Raw genomic sequence first — 19,501 nt, 5'->3', positions numbered from 1 at the left:
TGTGTTCGATTATTTTGGCCAGTATCCTGTGGGTATGGCTGGTAAGCAGGACAAGGCGGCGGCGAAGGAAGCGGCGAAGGTTCGTCGCGCGGCTTCACGCGCGCGGCGCAAGCAGATCTTCGAGGCGTTCAAGATGCAGCGCCGCGAGGACAAGGCGCTCGTTCCGATCATGCTGGGCGCCCTGCTCGGTGTCACCGCGATCGCCGTGGTCCTGGGCATCGTCTTCAACGCCGTGTGGATGTTCGTGCCGCTGGGCGTCGCGCTCGGCGCGCTGCTGGCCGTCATCATCTTCGGCCGCCGCGTCCAGAGCAACGTCTTCCGCAAGGCGGACGGCCAGCCGGGCGCGGGCGCCTGGGCACTCGAGAACCTGCGCGGCCGCTGGCGCGTCACGCCCGCCGTCGCGGGCACCACGCAGCTCGACGCCGTGCACCGCGTGCTGGGCCGGCCGGGCGTCGTCCTGGTCGCCGAGGGCGCTCCGCAGCGCGTCAAGCCGCTCCTCGCCCAGGAGAAGAAGCGCATCGCCCGCGTCGTCGGCGAGACCCCGATCTACGACTTCATCATCGGCACCGAAGAGGGCCAGGTCCCGCTGAAGAAGCTCCAGTCGAAGCTGATGAAGCTGCCGCGCAACATCACGGCCGCCCAGGTCGACTCGCTGGAGACCCGCCTCGCCGCGCTGGCCAGCCGCGGCGCCGCCCTGCCCAAGGGCCCGATGCCGGCGGGCGCGAAGATGCGCAACGTCCAGCGCGCCATGCGCCGCCGGGGCTGACCGAACCCCGCCCCCACCAGCACGAAGAGGCCCGCCGCACAGCACGTGCGGCGGGCCTCTTCACGTTCGCGGACCAGCGGCTAGCGGACCTTGATGACGACGGTGCCGGCGGCCTTGTCGTGCAGGCAGCGGCCGTCCGCGTCCCAGACCAGCGCCGGGATCAGCGGGAAGATGAGCACGGTGCGCAGCAGGGCACGCGGCAGGTGCACGAACGTCTTGCCGTCGATGCGCGCCACCCGCAGCCCGAGCAGCGCGTGTCCCGGGGTGAACCCGAAGAACGCGACCGCGACCACCGTGATCACGAACCAGGCCAGCAGGCTCCAGTTCTTCGGCAGGTCAGGCTGGGTGAAGACCGCCGCGACGCCCGCGGAGAGGAGGAAGTCGACCAGGATGGCGAGCGTGCGCCGCCCGATCGAGGCGATGGAGCCCGGCCCCTCCTTCGGGAAGCCATGACGCTCACCACGCCAGCGCTGTTGCGTGCCGTCGTTCGAGTCTTCACCCGGCGACAGCACCGAATTGGGTCCTGACAGCCACGAACCGGTCCACCTGCTCACCCCACCAGAGTAAAGCCGTGCTCAACGGGTGAGCACTGGCAGGTCGTCTTGCCCACTTGGGCGGCCCCGTTAACACTGGCGAAACATCGGAGTGACGGACGGGCAACACCGCCGACATACCGTCACTCACGATGACCAGCCGTTGTCCATAGTCAAGGAGTCGACGAGGGTGTTCAAGAATTCCGACGAGGTGCTGAAGTTCATCACCGACGAGGGCGTCAAGTTCGTCGACGTGCGGTTCAGCGACCTGCCGGGCGTGATGCAGCACTTCACGCTGCCCGCCAAGGCGTTCGACGCCGACGCGATCGAAGAGGGACTCGCCTTCGACGGCTCCTCCGTGCGTGGTTTCCAGTCCATCCACGAGTCGGACATGCTGCTGCTGCCCGACCTGTACACCGCGCGCCTCGACCCGTTCCGGATCGAGAAGACGCTGATCGTCAACTTCTTCGTGCACGACCCGTTCACGCGTGAGGCGTACAGCCGCGACCCGCGCAACATCGCGCGCAAGGCCGAGCAGTACATCACCGACTCGGGCATCGCCGACACCGCGTACTTCGGTGCCGAGGCGGAGTTCTACATCTTCGACTCGGTCCAGTTCGACACGACCGCGAACTCCAGCTTCCACAAGATCGACGCGATCTCCGGCTGGTGGAACACCGGCCGTGAGGAAGAGGGCGGCAACCTCGGCTACAAGGTCAAGTACAAGGGTGGCTACTTCCCCGTCACCCCGAACGACCACTACGCCGACCTGCGCGACCAGATGGTCCTCAACATGGAGGCCCAGGGCTTCACGGTCGAGCGCGCGCACCACGAGGTGGGCACCGGCGGCCAGGCCGAGATCAACTACAAGTTCAACACGCTGCTGCACGCCGCGGACGACCTGATGCTGTTCAAGTACATCATCAAGAACACCGCGTGGCAGGCCGGCAAGTCCGTCACCTTCATGCCGAAGCCGCTGTTCGGCGACAACGGCTCGGGCATGCACACGCACCAGTCGCTGTGGAAGGACGGCACGCCGCTGTTCCACGACGAGAGCGGCTACGCGGGTCTCTCCGACACCGCCCGCCACTACATCGGCGGCATCCTGCACCACGCGCCGTCGCTGCTGGCCTTCACCAACCCGACGGTGAACTCCTACCACCGCCTGGTCCCCGGCTACGAGGCCCCGGTCTCGCTGGTCTACTCCCAGCGCAACCGCTCGGCGTGCGTCCGCATCCCGATCACGGGCAACAACCCGAAGGCCAAGCGCATCGAGTTCCGCTGCCCCGACTCCTCGGGCAACCCGTACCTCGCCTTCTCGGCGATGGTCATGGCGGGCCTCGACGGCGTGAAGAACAAGATGGAGCCGCCGGCCCCGATCGACAAGGACCTCTACGAGCTCCCGCCCGAGGAGGCCCGCGACGTCAAGCAGGTCCCCGCGACGCTGGACGCCGTGCTCGACAACCTCGAGGCGGACCACGAGTTCCTGCTCGAGGGCGGCGTGTTCACGCCGGACGTGATCGACACCTGGATCTCGTTCAAGCGTGAGCAGGAGATCGACCCGCTGCGTCTGCGCCCGAACCCCTACGAGTTCGCGCTCTACTACGACGTGTGACCGGCGCGGGGCTTTGACCGGGCGTTTCACCGGGTTGAAGCCCAGCCAGGCCGCCTCCAGGCCGTCCAGCGTGGAGAGGCCGCCTGATCAACCACAGGCCGAGGGCTGGGTGACTACTTCAGTCACCCAGCCCTCGCTTGTTGTGTCGTACAACCCGCTTGCTGATGGCGCTCTTACCGTAGGCACATGTCTAACCCCTGGACTCTGCTCGCCGGCGCCGCCGCAACAGTCATCGCCGCGCTCCTGACCTTGATTGGCGTCCATTATGGACAGTGGCTGCAAACAAGGCGGGAACTTGCGACCCGACGCGAGCAGCAGCGCCACGAAAACTTCCACCGTTTCGCCGATCACAAGCGCGAGCTGTACGCCGAGACACTGGCCCATCTCGATGAGTGGCACAGGGAACTCAAGATCGCGTTTGTCCACGTCGAGGTGTGGAAAAATGACCCCGCCATCGAAAAACTTGAACCATGGGTTGACTGGGTCGTCGCGCCTAGCATCCCCATTCAACATCGCCAACATACCTACCTAATCCTCGCGAGACTACGCCTCGTTTCTTTAGAAATCTGGGAATCCACAAGAGACTGCGTCGAAAAGCTCGATAGATTTACAAACAAGATCGTCAAGGATCGCGAGTTTTCACCGATTGAACAATTTGCCGAGATCCCTGACGCACTCGACAATCTTGCCAGCGAGATGTGCAACGATCTATCAAAGATCACCTGAGCCCGGACCACTGAGGCCAGAGATAGACCCTTATCGATAGCAAGCCGTGCCCGCTCGAAGCTCGACGGCATCAGGTGAGTGTAGACACGAAGCGTGAAGCCGGGTCAGCGTGACCCAAGAATTCAGCCAGCGCCCTGATGCTGATGCCCTGTTACAAGAGCATCGACGCAAAGAAGTGCCTAAGTGTATGGAAGCATTCCGCACGTCCAGGCGCCAGCACGCCGGCCTGAATAAGCACAGGATTCCAGACATGATGATTGAACGAGTGCCGATAGATCTGCTTCGACTCCCGGTGTAGATCAACAGTGGCACCGTCACGAGCTTGCCGTCAGGAGTACCCGCGGCAGCGTGATCGGAAGCGGCTCGAAATTCTGAACGTGCGTCGATTGACTCCCCCAGGCTGCTGGCCAGAGGGACGCCCCGAGTCCTCCCATGCTTCCGCGAAGCAAAGATCATCTTGCCGCGCACGATCTTGATCTGCCGCACGACGTGGAGGACACCCTCCAGCTCATCCACGTCGTCCGGCGAGAAGCCGAAGACCTCTCCCTGCCGTAGACCGGCAGCCGCGCCCAGGTCTATGCCTACGCAATACCGCTCCCCGATCGAAGACCGAACCGCGTGCACTCGTTCGGGCTCCCAGGGAACGATCTTCGGATACTCGCCGCGCGGCTTCTTGACGGACTTGGCGTTGCATGGGTTCTTGCGGATGCGCTCGTCATCGACTGCCGCCGCGAAGATTGCTGAAACGTTGGCGAAGATCGTTCGGCGGTAGGTCTCCGCCAGGCCTTTCTTCTAGAGCTTCCGGTCCCACGTCTGGATCGTGGACGGCAAGATCACGCGCAGTTCGTCGTCACCGAAGTACGGGAAGACGTGGAGCTTGAGCCGAACCTCAACCTGCTCACGCGTCGACTCATCGAACATCTGCTCGTCGAGCCAGTGTTCCTCCGCGTACTTCCTGAACGCGATCTTGCCCGCATCAGGGTCGAGGTACGTCCCCTCGTTTTTGTCGTTCTCCATCTCGTGGAGGAAGGCTTCCGCCGCATTCTTCTGGCGATCAGGGAACGACTTCGTTCGCTCACCGCCACCCGGCAGCGGGATGCGCACCTTGTAGCGCAATCCCTTGCCATACAATGAAGTCTTCTCCCGCACGCCGTCCTTGACGGTCCACCAGCGGTCCTGGATGTGGCCCATGACAGTCTTCTCCCCTTGTCCGAATGTGAGTTCTGTCAGGCCGCTTCAGCGCTGTTGAACCACTCGCGCACCTTGGCCGGATCCCAACGGAGGTGTTTGCCGACCCTGCGCGCAGGCGGGCCATAGTTCTTGGTCCGCCAACCACGAATCGAGTGCACGGGCACCCCGAGGAAGGCCGAGTGTCTTCCACTGTCCATAGCGGTTCGACGTTCGACATGAGGTCCCCGGATCAGGCCGCTACTGCCGAAGTTGCTGAAAGATCTGGTGCAGGTCGAGCAAGAGCGGCAAGAACGTCTTGGGCTGGTCGTACTCCGCTTTCCACTTGAGTCGTTGAGCAACCATCTGCATGAGCAACTCAGCACGGCCAGGGACGTGCGGGTCACCCGCTTGAACCGGCCACCATCGCCGAGGCGACGACGGAGATCGGTTTCGTGGGTGAGGAGGAGGGCCGCAGCGACGCCAGCACCGACAGCCCGTACGTATGGGGACTGGACCCGATCGACGGCACCGCTAACTTCGTTCATGGCGTGCCCCTGTGCGGCGTCTCTCTGGCGCTGCTCCAGGGCGACCGCACAGTGATCGGAGTGATCTCGCTTCCCTACTTGGATCTTCACTACTCCGCCGTTCTGGGCGGAGGCGCGTTCGTCAACGGGAAGAAGCTCGAAGCAAGCAAGACGGCCGAACTGTCCAAGTCGATCGTGGCGATTGGCGACTACGCGCTGGGCGAGGACGCCGCCGATAAGAACCGCCAGAGGATCGCCCTCACCGCCGAGCTTGCCGCCCAGGTCGAGCGCGTTCGGATGTTCGGATCCGCCGCACATGATCTTGCGTGGTTGGCCGAGGGGCGCGTTGACGGCGCGGTGGTCATGTCCAACAAGACCCTCGACCTTGCCGCAGGCATCCTCATCGCGCGCGAGGCCGGGGCACTTGTCTTGGACAGCTCAGGCGATGACCACACGATGACTTCCGCGCACACGATCGCCGCAGCACCCGGCATCGCCGAAGAACTTCTGTCGCTCGTCCAGTCAGTGCTTTAGCCGAGTGGCGTCGGCGACGTCACCGAGCAGGAGCACTGCTGAATTCAGCTCTATGGGATCAAGGCGCCGCCGTCGGCGGCGCGCGGCGGGCCAGTCGCCTACCAGCGTGGCCAGCATCCATCCGGGCACGTCGGGCTCCCGCTTCGCTCCGCCCGCCGGCCACGGCGGCGCGGCATCTATGGGCGTGGCAGCGCGCCGCCGTCGGCGAGGATGTCTCATCAGCTGCTGACAGGCACACCAGATGGACGATCGCCAACCGGTCAACCTGAACGAGTGGTAACGGCGATCGACTGCCGCGACGGCTTCGCCGCCTTGCCGACGAATATCGCGAACACATGTCTAGCGTGGAGCTCTAAAGAAATCTCTGGACGCCGCCGCGTTCTCCACCCATGTGATGAACTCACCCCAACGCAGCTGCCACAGTGCAACAAGGTTGCGAACATCTTGCTCTGAGTAGTTTCGCCCTATATCGTCCGGCGTTTTTTCACCATGCGCCACAGAGTTTCGCTCGACAACGATAGTGTCGATCCGCTGCCAAACCTCCCTCAGGATCGGGGCAGGGTCACCTAGCGCAAAGACATCACAAAAGGTCCGCACTTGCGATGTCCTGAAGTTCGTCCCATCGTTAGGAAAGACATACGGAGAAACTGTGCAGGACTTGGACTGCGAAAGCACGTCAACCACATCTAGACCAGACTTCCAAATTGCGGTTGATTTGGAGCCCGCAATCGCCTGCAGCTTTGGGTGCGCAGCCACCAGCTGCAGCCCTGGCCGAAGCCTGCGATTTCCTACCCGCATCTGCTGCACCGCCTCAAGTAATGAACGACAGAGGCTCGTCAGAAGATTTTCGTACGACGCATATATCAGGACGATCGATAGACCGCGGACCTCTTTTGAAATATCCGCGACCGGCGCAGCTACGCCGACGATAGGCAAACCATGCGCTGCATCCAATAGCGAAACAACCGTATCAAGTCTCCGCTTCAGTTCAGCACGGTGAATAGCACAACTAAGCATGCTTCCCCAAAAACGCGTCGCGACAGTACTCAATTCTTCCTGCAACACGCGGCCTACTATTGGTAGCGCCAGTGGTGAACTTCTTCAGCTCAGGGGACGAGGTCCATACAGGGTCGACCGTCGGCTTGAGGTTAGGCTTCTTCTTGAGAGCCAGCGCCGCTCCAACAGCCAGCCCTTCAAACAGATTAACCGGCGTCTGCCCCTTCCTGGTACGAACCCCGGAAGGAAAGCACTCCGCGAGAAACTCGAAGGTCGCACCAAAAAGCGCTGCCCTCTCGTCCACACGCGGCTCACGATGAGCATAATCAACGAAGTCCTTCAAAAACTCGCCGACCGAATGCTCAAATTCTTGATACCGGTCATAGAAGGCGAAAAACCTCAAAACGAAATCCTGAGGCGTACCATCCTTCCATCGAGGCTCAGGAAGGACGACAACCGACTTGAATGACTCGTCGACAGCAAGACGAGTCAGCAGGTCAACAAACTCACCCTTGTAAACACATTCGCGAATCTCTTGCGCAGTGAGCGCAATACCCCCAGTGTTCAGGCGCTCAAATAGATCATATCTCACCTGAAGTTCACTCTTGTCATTCAATACGATAATTTTAAGAGGACGATCCTCAAACGTTCGCTGGATATCATGCGGCATGCTACCGAAGGATGAGCCTTCGAACATATCGAGCTTATCCAGTTTGCGAAGAACCAGGGGATCCGCACCAATTCCGGCGACTTCGCGAGCAGCGTCGTCACCAGCAAAATGCACAAGCGTCAAAAGCCGCTGCAGCCCATCGACAACTTCCCATTGAAGCCCCACGTCAACCGCCGCATTGGTTGCCATGAAGAGTGGAGGAATGGGGATTCCCAGGAGGACAGACTCCACAAGTCGAGATTGCCGCTCTTGATCCCATCGAAACTGCCGTTGATAGACTGGAGCGATATCGATCCGACGCTTGCCCACGCGACGCAGAAGCTCATCTACAGTAATGTCATAAGTATCGAAGTCGACCTTGCGCCGTTGCGCAGCCAGCTGCTCGCGTTGCTCAGCTGGCGATCGGCGAGCTGCCACAATCTCTCCCTTGCTCCGCCATCGGACGGTCCAGACTAACGACCCATGTGCTCCGTATCACGCGACGGCTGGTGTCACAGGCGCCAGCGCACGGAGCCTTGCTCAAGATCAGGCCGTCTCCAGGCCGTCAGATCTGGATCAGCGTTGGTCAACGACGACAAACGCCGACAGGAAACCAGCAGGTCAGAGTGGGTGCGGTAGCGCGAACCGCAGTTCATCACGGAGCGCCGACTAACCCACGACGTGTGATCGGTTGAGCTTTGCGTCGAAGGCCCGGCGGGACGTCCCGCCGGGCCTTCGGCCGCTCTAGGTGCCGAGGAGGGTCACGGTCGACGACGACCCGCTGACCCGGACGCCTGAGACGAGGACGTCGGCCTCACCGCCGGTCGGCAGCTTGATCCGGGCCTCACCGCCGGTGAGGGCCCCGGTGGCCGTGCCGGCACCGGACAGCTGCCAGACGCCGTCGTTGACGGTCTCGATCAGATCGACCCGGTCCATCACGACCGCGTTGCCGTCCGCGTAGATGAGCCGGGCCGGCCCTGAGTAGCTGAACATCAGTTCTCCCCTGCCGGATCTCCCTGACGCCTGAACACACGTGCGGGACGACCACGGGGTTCACCTGATGATCCGAAATGGACTCACGCCGCGAGACGGGAGCGGACCTCCATCAGGGCCTCGCCGAGCAGGTTGAGTCCCAGCCACTGGGCGGGGTCGGCGGCACGCGGGTCGGACTCGACGAGGCCGATGCCCCACACGCGGTCCTGCGGGCTGGCCTCGACGAGAACGCGGGAACCCGTGCCCAGCAAGTAGGAACGCAGTGCGGGGTCCTGGCCGAACTTCGCCAGGTTGCCCTCGACGACGATCTCCAGCCGGGCGGATACCCACTCGGCGTTGGAAAAGCCCGCGACCTCACGGCCGAGCGCCTTGGCCTCGGCCGGTGTGCGGGCGGCGAGCACGCGTGCGGCCACGGTGGCGTCGCCGAAGAGCAACGCCTTGCGCCACATCATGTAGTGCTCGGCCGACGGGAAATCCTGCCCGTCGGCGGAGAAGGAGCACGGCCACCACTGCGACAGGCAGCCCTTGCCGATGCCGCCGTCACGTTCGGGCTGGTGTCCCCAGAAGAACAAGTACTTCACAGGCGACAGGTTAGCTACCTAGTCGCGTGGTTCCTCGGGGTTTTCGCCTGGCTCCGGCATCTCCGGCTCGCGCCACGGCTCGGACCGGGTCGGGCCGTTGGCGCGCAGCTCGTTCTCGACCTCCTTCTTCAGGTGGTCGTCCTTCACGAAGCCATGCTGGTCACTTTCGCGCTGAGTCATGCATCAGGCGTACCCGGTACCGCCGGGAAATCACTTCGGCAGCGGGATTCCGGCGATCGAGATCGCGGCGCCCGTCGGGGCGAACTGGCCGGAGATCGACGAGAACGTCAGGGTGAGCGAGTTCACACCCGTGCCGAGCTTCTCGTCGAGCACGACGGTGCCCGTGGTGGTGGTGCCCTGGGTGACGAGGCCGTCCCACTTGCTGCTCGACGCCGCGTAGGTGCGGTTCAGATCGTCCACGACGGCGATGCCGACCACGGGGAGGGTCATCCTGGCCTGGGAGGCGTTCGTGGCCGTCACGAAGAGCTTCACGCGGCCGTTCGCGGCTTCCACGCGGGTGACCTCCACGGTCAGCATGCCGCGCTGCTGCTTGAACGAGCCCGTCGCGACCTTCACGTCCGCTGACGGCTCGGTTGTTTCCAGTGCGCCATCAGGGGTTTCGAAGCCGTTCGACGTGGTCGTCGTGGCGGTGACGTTGGGCTGCGCGGCGGAGTTGTTGCCGCTCAGTGCATACTCGATCACACCGAGTAGTGCGAGCACACCGGCAGCCACGCCCGCGATGGCGATCACGGTCTTTCCTCGGCGCGTGACCCTGCGATGCTGCATGACTTCCTCTGCTTAGACCCCCGGTGAACCACAGCTCCCCCCTGAGCGCGCCCCAGTCTCATCTCGATTGGGTGAAACGTCAATGCGCTAGGGTCCGCGCGTGTCCCAAGATGTCGCCGAATTCACGGCTCCGCAGCTGCTCACCACCCACATCTTCGACTCGGCACCCGATGCTCTCGAAGCGGTTCAGGCCGCTGACGTGCTCGACCTCGGTGTCCGCGTCTACAACCGGCTCGTGCCCGACGCCGACGACGCGGAAGCGTTGGAGGAGGAGTGGGTGGTCGAGGTCTACACCAGCGCTCCGGCGGTGGACCCCGATTCCGACGAGGACTGAGCAGGTCCAGAAGTGGGGCACACCGCGAGGTGTGCCCCCGAACCTGAAGAAATACCTGAAGGTTTCAGACGGTCAGTACAATTTTTCCTCGCACATGGCCACCTTCGAGCAACCTGTGCGCCTTCACGGCCTCTGCCAACGGAAAAGTCTGCTGCACCTCGACGCGCAGCCTCCCGGCCGCGACCAGGTCCACCAGCCACTGCGTCTGCCCGGCGTCGGGCCGCGCCCAGGTGTTGACCACACCGTTCTCCAGCGCCCTCGCTCCATCCACAATGGACGTCATCCGCGCCCGGTCGCGCACCAGCTGCAACGACTGGTCGAACGCGAGCCCTCCCACGTTGTCGACCACCGCGTCGACCAGGCCGTCGCCGCCGACGAGCTCCGCGACCGAGTCGACCAGCGCGTCACCGTAGGCGACCGGTTCGGCCCCGAGCGACCGCACGAACTCGTGGTTGCGCGGCGACGCGGTGCCGATCACCCGCGCGGCGCCCAGTTCACGCGCGATCTGCACCTGGAGATGGCCGACGCCACCGGCGGCCGCGTGCACCAGGACGACGTCACCGGGACCGGTGCCGACGGCCTTCAACGACTGCAGCGCCGTCAGTCCTGCCAGCGGCAACGCAGCCGCGGTCACGAAGTCCACGGTGGACGGTTTGCGCGCGATCATCCGGTCCGGCACCGAGACCGACTCGGCGCAGGTGCCGAACTGGACGTGGTCCTTGCGCGCATACGCGAGCACCTCGTCGCCCGGCTTCCAGTCGTACACGCCGACGCCGACCGCCCGCACGACGCCCGCCACGTCCCAGCCGGGGATCAACGGCAGGTGGTGCGGCAGCAGACCCTGCAGGTACCCGGCTCTGATCTTGCAGTCCACCGGGTTCACCCCGGCCGCGCGCACGTCCACCAGCACGTGATCAGGCCCGATCAGCGGGTCGGGCAGTTCCTGCAACGACATGACGTCGGCATCGCCGAACCGGGTGTACGCGATCGCTTTCACGGTTTCTCACCGTAGAAGACACGCTCGGCCACCGCACGTGCACGACGAGTGGTCCTGCGATATTCCTCCAGGAACTCACCCGGATCGCCGCCGGGCTCGTGCCCCATCACCGACGCGACCGCGACCAGATCGCGGCCGGACGTCGGCAGCTGGTCGGAGGCCTTGCCCCGGACCAGCGTCACGGCGTTGCGTGCCTGCGTCGCGAGGTTCCACGCGGTCCTCAGCGCGGTGGCGTCCTCGGCGGCGAGCAGGCCGGCGTCGACGGCGGCCGCCATCGCGGCCATTGTGGACGGTGTGCGCAGGCCGGGTACGGCGCCAGCGTGCTGCAGCTGCAACAACTGCACGGTCCATTCCACGTCCGCGAGCCCACCGCGCCCGAGCTTGGTGTGCGTGCTCGGATCAGCGCCCCGCGGCAGCCGTTCCGCGTCGACCCGTGCCTTGATCCGCCGGATCTCCCGCACGGACGCCGCGTCCAGACCGGCGGCCGGATACCGCAGCGGCTCGATCAGCTCCTCGAACTCGGCCCCCAGCGCGGCGTCGCCCGCGATGAACCGGGCCCGCAGCAGCGCCTGCTTCTCCCAGATCTCGGCCCACTGCCGGTAGTACGCGCGGTAGGAGTCCAGCGTCCGCACCAGCGGCCCCTGCCTGCCTTCCGGCCGCAGGTCCGCGTCGACCTGCAACGGCGGGTCCTGCGACGGCGCGCCGAGCAGCCGCCGGATCTTCTCCACGACCCCGCTCGCCCACTTCACCGCCTCGGCGTCGGACACGCCCTCGTGCGGCCGGCACACGAACAACACGTCCGCGTCCGAGCCGTAGCCGAGCTCATGGCCGCCGAGCCGGCCCATCCCGATCACGGACAGCGCGGCCACGGACTCGCCGGACGCACGCACCGCAGCGTCGAGCGCGCTTTGCAACACCGAACCCCACACCTCGGACAGCGAGGCGCACACCGTCTCCAACGGCATGAACCCCAACAGGTCCGCGGCGGCGATCCGCAACATCTCGTGCCGCCGCAACGATCGTGCGGCCGCGATGGCCCGCGCCGCGTCGCCGTACCGGGAAACGGCGCTGCGCAGGGGTTTCCCGATCGAGTGCGGGTCACCGCCGACCAACGCCTCGGTGTCCGCGAGCAGCCGCAACACCTCCGGCGCGCGCACCAGCAGATCGGGCACGAAGCGAGAAGTGCCCAGCAGCACCGCGAGCCGTTGGACGACAGCGCCCTCGTCACGCAGAAGCCTCAGGTACCAAGGAGTTTCCGCGAGCGCCTCGGACACCTTCCGGTACGCGAGCAGCCCGCCGTCGGCGTCGGGCGTGCCGGCGAAGAGGTCGAGCAGCACGGGCAACAGGGCGCCCTGGATGCGGGCGCGCCGCGACATCCCGTGCGTCAACGCCTGGATGTGCCGCAACGCGCCGTCCGGCGACGTGTAGCCCAACGCCGCCAGCCGCGCCACGGCCTCCTTGGTGGTGAGCCGCAACGCCTCGGTCGGCACGCCCGCCACGGACTGCAGCAGCGGCCGGTAGAACAGCTTCTCGTGCAGCCGCCGGACCTGGTTGGCGTGCTTGCGGAACTCCGCGAGCAGCACCTGCCCCTCGGACTTCCGCCCGTCCGCGGCGAGCCCCACCGAACGCGCCAGCCACCGCAACGCCGTCACGTCGTCGTCGGCCGGGAACAGGTGCGTGCGCAGTAAACGCTGCAACTGCAGCCGGTGCTCCAACGTGCGCAGGAACCGGTAAGAGCGCCCGAACTCCGCAGCGTCCTCGCGCCCGACGTATCCACCCTGGCCCAACGCGGCCAGCGCGGCCGTCGTCGCCTGGATGCGCAGGTCCTCGTCGGAGCGTCCGTGCACGAGCTGCAGCAGCTGCACGGCGAACTCGACATCACGCAGACCACCGCGGCCGAGCTTCAGCTCACGGTCGGCGAGCCCGGTCGGCACGTGGTCCTCGACCCGGCGCCGCATCGCCTGCACGTCCTCGACGAAGTTCTCGCGCTCGGCCGCCGTCCACACGTAGGGCCGCACGACGTCGAGGTACGCCTGCCCCAGCTCGGCGTCACCGGCGACCGGCCGGGCCTTCAGCAGCGCCTGGAACTCCCAGGTCCGCGCCCACTTCCGGTAGTACGACGCGTGCCCGTCCAAGGTGCGGACCAGTGCACCCGCCTTGCCCTCCGGCCGCAGCGCCGCGTCGACCTCGAAGCACGACTGGCCGGCGATCTGCATCATCGTGCCGGCCAGCCGCGTCGCCACGCCCAGATCGCCCTCGGCGACGAACACGACATCGACGTCGCTCACGTAGTTCAGCTCGTTCGCGCCGCACTTGCCCATCGCGATCACGGCGAGCCGGCAGCGGTCAGCGCCGTTCACCCGCTCTGCGGCGAGCTTCAACGACGCCCTCAGCGCCGACACGGCCAAATCGGACAGTTGCGCCGCCACCGTGTCGTACGGGACGAACAGCAACTCGGGCTCAACGACGTGCGCAAGGTCGTTGGCGGCAACGAGCAGCAGCTTCGCCCGGTACTCCGTGCGGAGCACGGCGCCGTCCGCCAGGTCCAACGACACGTCAACCTCGTCGGTCAGCGAACGCCACCGGCCGGGGTTCGCGACGAGGAAGTCCGACAGCGCGGTGGACGAGCCGAGCACGGCGAGCAGACGCCCGCGCACCACGACGTCCTTGTGCAGCGCGGCCGACAGGGCGTCCCAGTCGGCGACGGCTTGGAGGCGCTCCAAGCCACGCAACGCCAGGTCCGGATCGGGGCAGCGGGACAGCGCGGACAGCACCGCCTCGGAGCCCTCGGTGGGCCGGCGGTCGGCCCACAGACCGAGTCCGCGCAGCACTTCCTCGCTGCGCGGCTCGGTGAGCCCGAATCGTGCCGGCGACGCGTGGCGCACTGGTTCGCTCATCGTGAGCCAACCCTAATGCGTGCGTTCACACGGTCAGAAGACGATCAGTGAGAGTCCGTAGAGCACGACCGCCACGCAACCGGCGAAGCTCGCGTACGCGGGCACCTTCTTGTCACCCGAAAGGGCGCGGATGCCGAGCACGAACAAGGTCACGACCACGACCGTGGCCAGCAGCGTGGCGCCGAAGACCTGGAGCAGCGCCGTCCAGTCGACCTTCATGCCGCCACCTTGTGCAGCTCGGCCTGGGCCGCGACCTCGTCGACGATGTGCTCCGGCTTGACCGGCTCGCGCCGCGCCAGGATCCAGATGCCCAGCGACACCACGATTCCGATGGTGGCGACGCCGATGATGCCGACGCTGCCGGTCGACGCCCACTTGCCCGCGAGGGCTCCGACGAGGCCGGCGGCGGGCAGCGTGAACAGCCAGCCGGCGGCCATCTTGCCCATGGTGCCCCAGTTGACACCGCGGCGGTCACGGCCGAGGCCGGAGCCCATGATGCCGCCGGACGCGACGTGCGTCGTGGACAGCGCGAAGCCGAGGTGCGACGACGCGAGGATCGCCGTGGCCGTCGAGGTCTGCGCCGCGAAGCCCTGCGCGGGCTCGATGGTCGTCAGGCCGCGGCCCATCGTGTGCGTGATGCGCCAGCCGCCGAGATACGTGCCCGCCGCGATCGCGAGACCGGCGCTGACGATCACCCAGGTGGGCGGGCCGGAGCCGGGGGCGAGCGAACCGGACGTGATCAGCGCGAGCGTGATGATGCCCATCGTCTTCTGCGCGTCGTTCGTGCCGTGCGCGAGGGAGACGAGCGAGGCGGACGCGACCTGGCCGACCTTGAAGCCGGTGTGCGCGACGCGCGGGTCCGCCGCCTTCTTGAGCCGGTAGACGACGATCGTGGCGATGGCCGCGACCAGACCGGCGACCAGCGGCGCGACGATCGCCGGCACCAGCACCTTGTCGACGACCTTGGCGAAGTGGATGGCGTCCACACCGGACGCGACCCACGCCGCACCGATCAGGCCGCCGAACAGCGCGTGCGACGAACTCGACGGCAGGCCGATGTACCAGGTGACGAGGTTCCACATGATCGCGCCGACCAGCCCGCCGAAGATGATGGCGGGCGTGATCTGCGCGTCGTCGACGATGCCGCCGGAGATGGTCTTGGCGACCTCAACGGACAGGAAGGCGCCTACGAGGTTGAGAACCGCCGACAGCGCGACCGCCGTGCGGGGCTTCAACGCACCCGTGGCGATGGAGGTGGCCATGGCGTTGGCCGTGTCGTGGAACCCGTTGGTGAAGTCGAAGATGAGAGCAGTGATGACGACGATGATCACTACAAGAGCGGGATCCACAGTGATCCTCCGGCTGGATCGAACAAGCTGTCCAGGAGATTACGGTACCGCTAACGGAGGATGTCTAAAAACCTACGAAAGTAACGTCACACCAACGGAAGTCGTGTGCCCGAACCCAGTGCGGGCAACAGTTCTCCCCGAACGAGTTTCGCGAATCTGCCGACGAACGGCTGCCACACCTCTTCGAAGTCGCGGTGTGCCTGTTCGAGGAACTCCTGGTCGAAGTGGTGAGCTCGCGCACAGGAAGCCGAATCAGGATCCTTGACCACCCAGTTCAGGACGATTTCCGGCGTCGTCTCGATGTGGAACTGAAGGCCGTAAGCACTCTCCCCGACCCGAAACGCCTGATTCGGATATTTCGGGGACGCCGCGAGGTGCTCGGCGCCGGGCGGCAGCAGGTGCACCTCGTCGTTGTGGAACTGCAGCACGTCCGGCGTGAACGGCAGGTCGGCGAACAGCGGATCGCTAGCCGCGGCGTCGCGCTTCGCCACCAGCAGCACGCCGACCTCCGGGCCCTGCGGACCCTTGCGGACCTGGCCGCCGGTGGCGACCGCGAGCAGCTGCGCGCCGAGGCAGATCGCGAGGGTGGGCAGCCGCTTCGACACGGCGCTCGACAGCAGTCGGCGGGCGTCCGCGAGCCACGGGTGGTCGAGGTCGTCGAGCGCGCCCATCTCACCACCGAGACAGACGACGCCCTGGTAGCCGTCGAGGTTCTCCGGCGCGGGCTCGTTCTTGAGAGCCACGAGGTCGATGGCGATGCCTTCGGCCTCGAGCCAGTCCCCGAGCTTGGCCAGCGGGTCTGACTGCGAGGGTTGCAGGACGAGCAGGCGTGGTGCGTTCACACGACCGAGCCTAGGTGGGGTGAGGTCAGCAGTGACACGCGACCTTCGATACGCCCGCTCCGGCGAGCTGGTCCGACTCGACCGGATACCCCGCCTCCCGCCAGGCCGTGATCCCGCCCGAGAGCCGCTTGACGCGGTATCCCCGCTGGGCGAGCGCGAGGGCGCCCTTGGTCGCCGCGTTGCACTGGAAGCTCTCGCAGTAGCAGATGTAGACCAGGTCCGGGTCGAGGTCGAGCCGCTCCGGCAGGTCGCGGTAGGGCAGGTTGATCGCGCCGGGGATGCGGGCCTGCGCGAACGCCTCCGGGGCGCGCGTCTCCACGAGGACGTAGTCCTGGGTGTTGCCGTCCGTCATGTCGCGGTGCACGTCGTCGGGGTCGGCCTCGAACGCGAGCTCGGCGGCGAAGTGGGCGGCGGCGGCGCGCGGGTCGGCGGCGGGGAAGCGCAGTGCGTTCGTCATGCCTTCGATCCTGCTGGGACCGTGCTCTTTCGGACATGCGGAAGTCCAGGTGTTCGGGACGTTCTCCCTATGATTTCCAGGTGGAACTCGATGCCGTGGACTGGAAGATCCTGTCGCTGCTGCAGGAGGACGGGCGGATGTCGTTCAGCGCGCTGGGCCGCGAGGTGTCGCTGTCCGCGCCGGCGGTGACCGAACGGGTGCGGCGCCTGGAGTCGCTGGGCGTGATCACGGGCTTCACCGCGGTGGTGTCGCCTTCCCGACTGGGCCTGCCGATCGAGTCGATCGTGCGCGTGCGGGTGCGGTCGCTCGACACGCCTCGGTTCCGTTCACAGGTCCTGGTACTGCCGCAGATCCTCGACGCGGACCACGTGACGGGCGACGACTGCTGGCTGCTGCGGGTCGTCTGCCGGACGATGGTCGAGTTGGAGGAGCTCGTCGAGGTGATGCAGCGTTACGGCGACACGACGACCTCGCTCGTGTTCTCCTCCCACGTCCGCAACCGCCCGTTGTCACCCGACCTGCTCGATTAGACCCAGCTGTACTCGGACCAGTCGGAAACGGCGCGGAAGCCGATTCCCTGGTAAACGGAGTTCGCCGTGGCGTTGGCGAGGTCCGCGGTGAGGACGACATGGTCGACGCCTTCGCCGTACGCCCACTGGCTGACCGCGGCGGTGACTGCGGCCGCGTAGCCGTGACGGCGGTGCTCGGGCGGGGTGTAGACGGGGCCGACCCGCGACACCCCGCCGATCGGGGTGGTGCTCGCCGCCCACGACACCGGGACGCCGTCGACCTGCCACACGACGTGCCCGGCGGGCATCCATCGGCTGTCCGCCGCCCGCTTCTCGGCCTCGGCTCGCGGGAGTCCGTCCAGTTCGGCCACGAAGGCGGTCCACCAGTCGGTGATCAGGTCGTCGTCGGCGGGTGTGGCCGGCCTCGGCTCACCGTGGACGTCCGGCACGACCAGGTCCCCCAGCCGGTAGAGCCGCAGGGCGTAGAGCTCCTTGCCACCCTCCCGCCAGAGCGTGCGGAAGGCGTCGACCCGCTCCCGCGTTCCGGTGACCTCGTTGATCTCGCTGTCTTTGAGTGCTGCCACGACGAGTGGAGCCGCGGCCGGTGGCATCGCGGCGACGTGCAGCGGACGACCGTCCATCTGGGTCACCGCGCCGACCACGGTTCCGTTGTCGTGCAACGAGATCAACGCTGTCGGTGTCCTGCGCCCCTGTACTGCGGCGTCCACGCTGGTCAGGTGCACGCTGTTGTTCACGGGGTCGGCGTTGAGGAAGTCGCCCGCTACGGCGAGGAAGTCGTTGATGTTGTTGTGGCTCAGTGCTTCCACCAGAACTCCGCCCAGTCGTCGAGTGGCTCGAAGCCGATGCGTTGGTAGATCGAGTTCGAGGTCGGGTTGGTCAGGTCCGCGAAGAGCAGTACGTCGGTGGCGCCCTGGTCCAGTGCCCACCGGGTGGCGACCGCGCTGACCGCGGCCCCGTAGCCGTGCCTGCGGTGCTCAGGCGGGGTGTAGACCGGGCCGATCCTGGTCATGCCGGCCTGCGGGCGACTCGCCACGGCCCAGGCGACCGGCGTGCCGTCGATCACCCAGAGGGCGTGGCCCTGGCCGAGACGCAGCGAGGTGCGCATGGCTTCGGTCGTCGGTGCGGCCGGCGCCTCGGGAACGGCCTCGCTGAGGAAGGCTTCGCGCCAGGCGCCGAGGATCTCCACGTCGTCCTCGGTGGCCATGCGGCTGGTGCCGCCGACCGATGGCGGGGCGAGGGTGGTCAGGCGGTACTGCCTGGTGGTGAGGGATTCGGTGTAGTTCTTGCCGGTCGCGGTGGCGAATGCCTCAGACCTGTCCCGCGGGCCCGTCACCCCTGGACCGTCCGGGTCGATCTTCGCGGCGAGGCCGGCCGCCAGCTCTACCGCGGAGAGAGGGAGGTCTGCCGCCTGGAACGGCCAGGGTGGTGTGCGGACCAGCGAGCCGATCACTTCGCCGTTCTCGTGGAAGGTGATCAGGATCGGTGGTTGTTCGGTGGCCGGTGACCGGCGGATGCGGTCCAGCGAGGTGAGTGCCACGGTGTTTCGCACCGGATCGGCTGACAGCCGATCGTGGGTGGCAGCGTCGAACGATTCCAGCGTGGCGTGCACGACGGCGTCCATGGGTCCATCAGATCAGAGCGCGCAAGCGAGAATCCGGGCACGCAAAACACCCCTGAGGGGAGCACCGAAGTGCTCGACCCTCAGGGGTCTTCTGGAAATAATGTTCGGCGACGACCTACTCTCCCACACCGTAACCAGTGCAGTACCATCGGCGCAGAAGGGCTTAACTACCGGGTTCGGAATGGGACCGGGTGTTTCCCCAACGCTATGATCACCGAAACTCTATGGAGATGTACCTGCGGCGATCGGAATGCCGCTCGGTTCTTCCAGAACCGCACAGTGGATGCGTAGCGTCTTTGTAACAAGTCCTCGGCCTATTAGTACCAGTCAGCTCCAACCGTTACCGGTCTTCCACCTCTGGCCTATCAACCCAGTGGTCTAGCTGGGGGCCTTAACTCACGAAGAGTGGGATACCTCATCTTGGAACGAGCTTCCCGCTTAGATGCCTTCAGCGGTTATCCCTTCCGAACGTAGCCAACCAGCAATGCTCTTGGCAGAACAACTGGCACACCAGCGGTCCGTCCGTCCCGGTCCTCTCGTACTAGGGACAGCCTTCCTCAAGTATCCTACGCGCGCGGCGGATAGGGACCGAACTGTCTCA

Annotated in this window: 22 protein-coding genes and 2 rRNA genes; 6 read left to right on the top strand and 18 right to left on the bottom strand. The window is 65.9% G+C overall.

Annotated elements, in window-relative coordinates; all coding sequences use genetic code 11:
* Positions 1-34: 34 nt before the first annotated feature.
* Positions 35-766 (top strand): DUF4191 domain-containing protein, encoded by a 732-nt coding sequence (locus BLR21_RS37130; RefSeq protein ID WP_090014086.1) that lies wholly within the window; start codon positions 35-37, stop codon positions 764-766.
* Between the two features lie 80 nt (positions 767-846).
* On the opposite strand, the gene BLR21_RS37125 is transcribed toward BLR21_RS37130, so the two are convergent.
* Positions 847-1,320, bottom strand: a complete 474-nt coding sequence (locus BLR21_RS37125; RefSeq protein ID WP_090014085.1) for an RDD family protein — start codon at positions 1,318-1,320, stop codon at positions 847-849.
* A 169-nt stretch (positions 1,321-1,489) separates the two neighbouring features.
* Between BLR21_RS37125 and glnA the strand changes: the two genes are divergently transcribed.
* Positions 1,490-2,914, top strand: a complete 1,425-nt coding sequence (gene glnA, locus BLR21_RS37120; protein WP_090014083.1) for a type I glutamate--ammonia ligase — start codon at positions 1,490-1,492, stop codon at positions 2,912-2,914.
* 186 nt (positions 2,915-3,100) lie between these two features.
* Entirely contained in the window at positions 3,101-3,640 is a 540-nt protein-coding gene (locus BLR21_RS43365; protein WP_218131077.1) for a hypothetical protein, read from the top strand.
* A 792-nt stretch (positions 3,641-4,432) separates the two neighbouring features.
* On the opposite strand, the gene BLR21_RS43360 is transcribed toward BLR21_RS43365, so the two are convergent.
* On the bottom strand, positions 4,433-4,831 hold the full coding sequence (locus BLR21_RS43360) for a tyrosine-type recombinase/integrase (RefSeq protein WP_090014081.1): 399 nt from the start codon (positions 4,829-4,831) through the stop codon (positions 4,433-4,435).
* A 431-nt stretch (positions 4,832-5,262) separates the two neighbouring features.
* Here BLR21_RS43360 and BLR21_RS37105 point away from each other — a divergent pair, with 431 nt between their 5' ends.
* A complete protein-coding gene (locus BLR21_RS37105) occupies positions 5,263-5,868 on the top strand; it encodes an inositol monophosphatase family protein (RefSeq protein ID WP_176929962.1) in 606 nt (201 codons plus the stop codon).
* 339 nt (positions 5,869-6,207) lie between these two features.
* Here BLR21_RS37105 and BLR21_RS42010 read toward each other — a convergent pair whose 3' ends face one another.
* From BLR21_RS42010 to BLR21_RS37085, 6 genes are all read right to left on the bottom strand, one after another.
* Positions 6,208-6,933 (bottom strand): MAE_28990/MAE_18760 family HEPN-like nuclease, encoded by a 726-nt coding sequence (locus BLR21_RS42010; RefSeq protein WP_143028043.1) that lies wholly within the window; start codon positions 6,931-6,933, stop codon positions 6,208-6,210.
* A complete protein-coding gene (locus BLR21_RS37100) occupies positions 6,878-7,951 on the bottom strand; it encodes a DUF262 domain-containing protein (protein ID WP_176929961.1) in 1,074 nt (357 codons plus the stop codon). Before BLR21_RS37100 ends, BLR21_RS42010 begins: the two co-directional genes overlap by 56 nt.
* Positions 7,952-8,257: 306 nt before the next feature.
* Complete coding sequence (locus BLR21_RS37095) at positions 8,258-8,506, bottom strand: hypothetical protein (protein WP_090014075.1); 249 nt, start codon at positions 8,504-8,506, stop codon at positions 8,258-8,260.
* A gap of 83 nt (positions 8,507-8,589) precedes the next feature.
* Positions 8,590-9,087, bottom strand: coding sequence for an NADAR family protein (locus tag BLR21_RS37090; protein ID WP_256335179.1), 498 nt, complete (start codon positions 9,085-9,087; stop codon positions 8,590-8,592).
* Positions 9,088-9,105: 18 nt separating this feature from the next.
* Positions 9,106-9,267 carry a hypothetical protein gene (locus tag BLR21_RS42910; RefSeq protein WP_176929960.1) on the bottom strand — a complete coding sequence of 54 codons (162 nt, stop codon included), beginning with the start codon at positions 9,265-9,267 and terminating at the stop codon, positions 9,106-9,108.
* 30 nt (positions 9,268-9,297) lie between these two features.
* Positions 9,298-9,873: a hypothetical protein gene (locus BLR21_RS37085; protein WP_090014070.1), complete on the bottom strand. Its 576-nt coding sequence runs from the start codon at positions 9,871-9,873 to the stop codon at positions 9,298-9,300.
* Between the two features lie 100 nt (positions 9,874-9,973).
* Between BLR21_RS37085 and BLR21_RS37080 the strand changes: the two genes are divergently transcribed.
* Entirely contained in the window at positions 9,974-10,207 is a 234-nt protein-coding gene (locus tag BLR21_RS37080) for a hypothetical protein (protein WP_030481542.1), read from the top strand.
* A gap of 64 nt (positions 10,208-10,271) precedes the next feature.
* On the opposite strand, the gene BLR21_RS37075 is transcribed toward BLR21_RS37080, so the two are convergent.
* From BLR21_RS37075 to BLR21_RS37050, 6 genes are all read right to left on the bottom strand, one after another.
* A complete protein-coding gene (locus BLR21_RS37075) occupies positions 10,272-11,204 on the bottom strand; it encodes an NADP-dependent oxidoreductase (RefSeq protein WP_176929959.1) in 933 nt (310 codons plus the stop codon).
* Entirely contained in the window at positions 11,201-14,101 is a 2,901-nt protein-coding gene (locus BLR21_RS37070; protein WP_090014069.1) for a bifunctional [glutamine synthetase] adenylyltransferase/[glutamine synthetase]-adenylyl-L-tyrosine phosphorylase, read from the bottom strand. The genes BLR21_RS37075 and BLR21_RS37070 overlap by 4 nt, the downstream gene beginning before the upstream one ends.
* Positions 14,102-14,134: 33 nt before the next feature.
* Positions 14,135-14,320 carry a hypothetical protein gene (locus BLR21_RS37065; protein WP_090014065.1) on the bottom strand — a complete coding sequence of 62 codons (186 nt, stop codon included), beginning with the start codon at positions 14,318-14,320 and terminating at the stop codon, positions 14,135-14,137.
* Positions 14,317-15,450: an inorganic phosphate transporter gene (locus BLR21_RS37060; protein ID WP_090014063.1), complete on the bottom strand. Its 1,134-nt coding sequence runs from the start codon at positions 15,448-15,450 to the stop codon at positions 14,317-14,319. The genes BLR21_RS37065 and BLR21_RS37060 overlap by 4 nt, the downstream gene beginning before the upstream one ends.
* Positions 15,451-15,536: 86 nt before the next feature.
* Complete coding sequence (locus BLR21_RS37055; RefSeq protein ID WP_090014061.1) at positions 15,537-16,292, bottom strand: type 1 glutamine amidotransferase; 756 nt, start codon at positions 16,290-16,292, stop codon at positions 15,537-15,539.
* Positions 16,293-16,317: 25 nt separating this feature from the next.
* The gene (locus BLR21_RS37050; protein ID WP_090014059.1) at positions 16,318-16,749 is read right to left on the bottom strand and encodes a rhodanese-like domain-containing protein; all 432 of its coding nucleotides are present in this window, start codon (positions 16,747-16,749) and stop codon (positions 16,318-16,320) included.
* A gap of 80 nt (positions 16,750-16,829) precedes the next feature.
* Between BLR21_RS37050 and BLR21_RS37045 the strand changes: the two genes are divergently transcribed.
* Positions 16,830-17,279, top strand: a complete 450-nt coding sequence (locus BLR21_RS37045; RefSeq protein ID WP_090014057.1) for an Lrp/AsnC family transcriptional regulator — start codon at positions 16,830-16,832, stop codon at positions 17,277-17,279.
* On the opposite strand, the gene BLR21_RS37040 is transcribed toward BLR21_RS37045, so the two are convergent.
* The 4 genes from BLR21_RS37040 to BLR21_RS37025 form a co-directional block, all read right to left on the bottom strand.
* Entirely contained in the window at positions 17,276-18,085 is an 810-nt protein-coding gene (locus tag BLR21_RS37040; RefSeq protein WP_090014055.1) for a GNAT family N-acetyltransferase, read from the bottom strand. The two genes, BLR21_RS37045 and BLR21_RS37040, sit on opposite strands and share 4 nt — an antisense overlap.
* Positions 18,073-18,900, bottom strand: coding sequence for a GNAT family N-acetyltransferase (locus BLR21_RS37035; RefSeq protein ID WP_090014053.1), 828 nt, complete (start codon positions 18,898-18,900; stop codon positions 18,073-18,075). The genes BLR21_RS37040 and BLR21_RS37035 overlap by 13 nt, the downstream gene beginning before the upstream one ends.
* A 102-nt stretch (positions 18,901-19,002) precedes the next feature.
* Positions 19,003-19,119 (bottom strand): 5S ribosomal RNA (gene rrf / locus BLR21_RS37030).
* Between the two features lie 78 nt (positions 19,120-19,197).
* Positions 19,198-19,501, bottom strand: a 23S ribosomal RNA gene (locus BLR21_RS37025); the annotation flags it as partial.

The organism is Lentzea albidocapillata subsp. violacea (assembly GCF_900100275.1).
GTDB lineage: Bacteria > Actinomycetota > Actinomycetes > Mycobacteriales > Pseudonocardiaceae > Lentzea > Lentzea violacea.
The sequence above is the reverse complement of the archived record's forward strand: the minus strand, read 5'-3'. Positions and strand labels throughout refer to the sequence as shown.

Bases quoted from the DNA above. Each gene is read 5' to 3' on its own strand.
- BLR21_RS37130 (WP_090014086.1), top strand. From the start codon at position 35: ATGGCTGGTAAGCAGGACAAGGCGGCGGCGAAGGAAGCGGCGAAGGTT.
- BLR21_RS43365 (WP_218131077.1), top strand. From the start codon at position 3,101: ATGTCTAACCCCTGGACTCTGCTCGCCGGCGCCGCCGCAACAGTCATC.
- BLR21_RS43360 (WP_090014081.1), bottom strand. From the start codon at position 4,831: ATGGGCCACATCCAGGACCGCTGGTGGACCGTCAAGGACGGCGTGCGG.
- BLR21_RS37095 (WP_090014075.1), bottom strand. From the start codon at position 8,506: ATGTTCAGCTACTCAGGGCCGGCCCGGCTCATCTACGCGGACGGCAAC.
- BLR21_RS42910 (WP_176929960.1), bottom strand. From the start codon at position 9,267: ATGACTCAGCGCGAAAGTGACCAGCATGGCTTCGTGAAGGACGACCAC.
- BLR21_RS37085 (WP_090014070.1), bottom strand. From the start codon at position 9,873: ATGCAGCATCGCAGGGTCACGCGCCGAGGAAAGACCGTGATCGCCATC.
- BLR21_RS37070 (WP_090014069.1), bottom strand. From the start codon at position 14,101: ATGAGCGAACCAGTGCGCCACGCGTCGCCGGCACGATTCGGGCTCACC.
- BLR21_RS37065 (WP_090014065.1), bottom strand. From the start codon at position 14,320: ATGAAGGTCGACTGGACGGCGCTGCTCCAGGTCTTCGGCGCCACGCTG.
- BLR21_RS37050 (WP_090014059.1), bottom strand. From the start codon at position 16,749: ATGACGAACGCACTGCGCTTCCCCGCCGCCGACCCGCGCGCCGCCGCC.
- BLR21_RS37035 (WP_090014053.1), bottom strand. From the start codon at position 18,900: ATGGACGCCGTCGTGCACGCCACGCTGGAATCGTTCGACGCTGCCACC.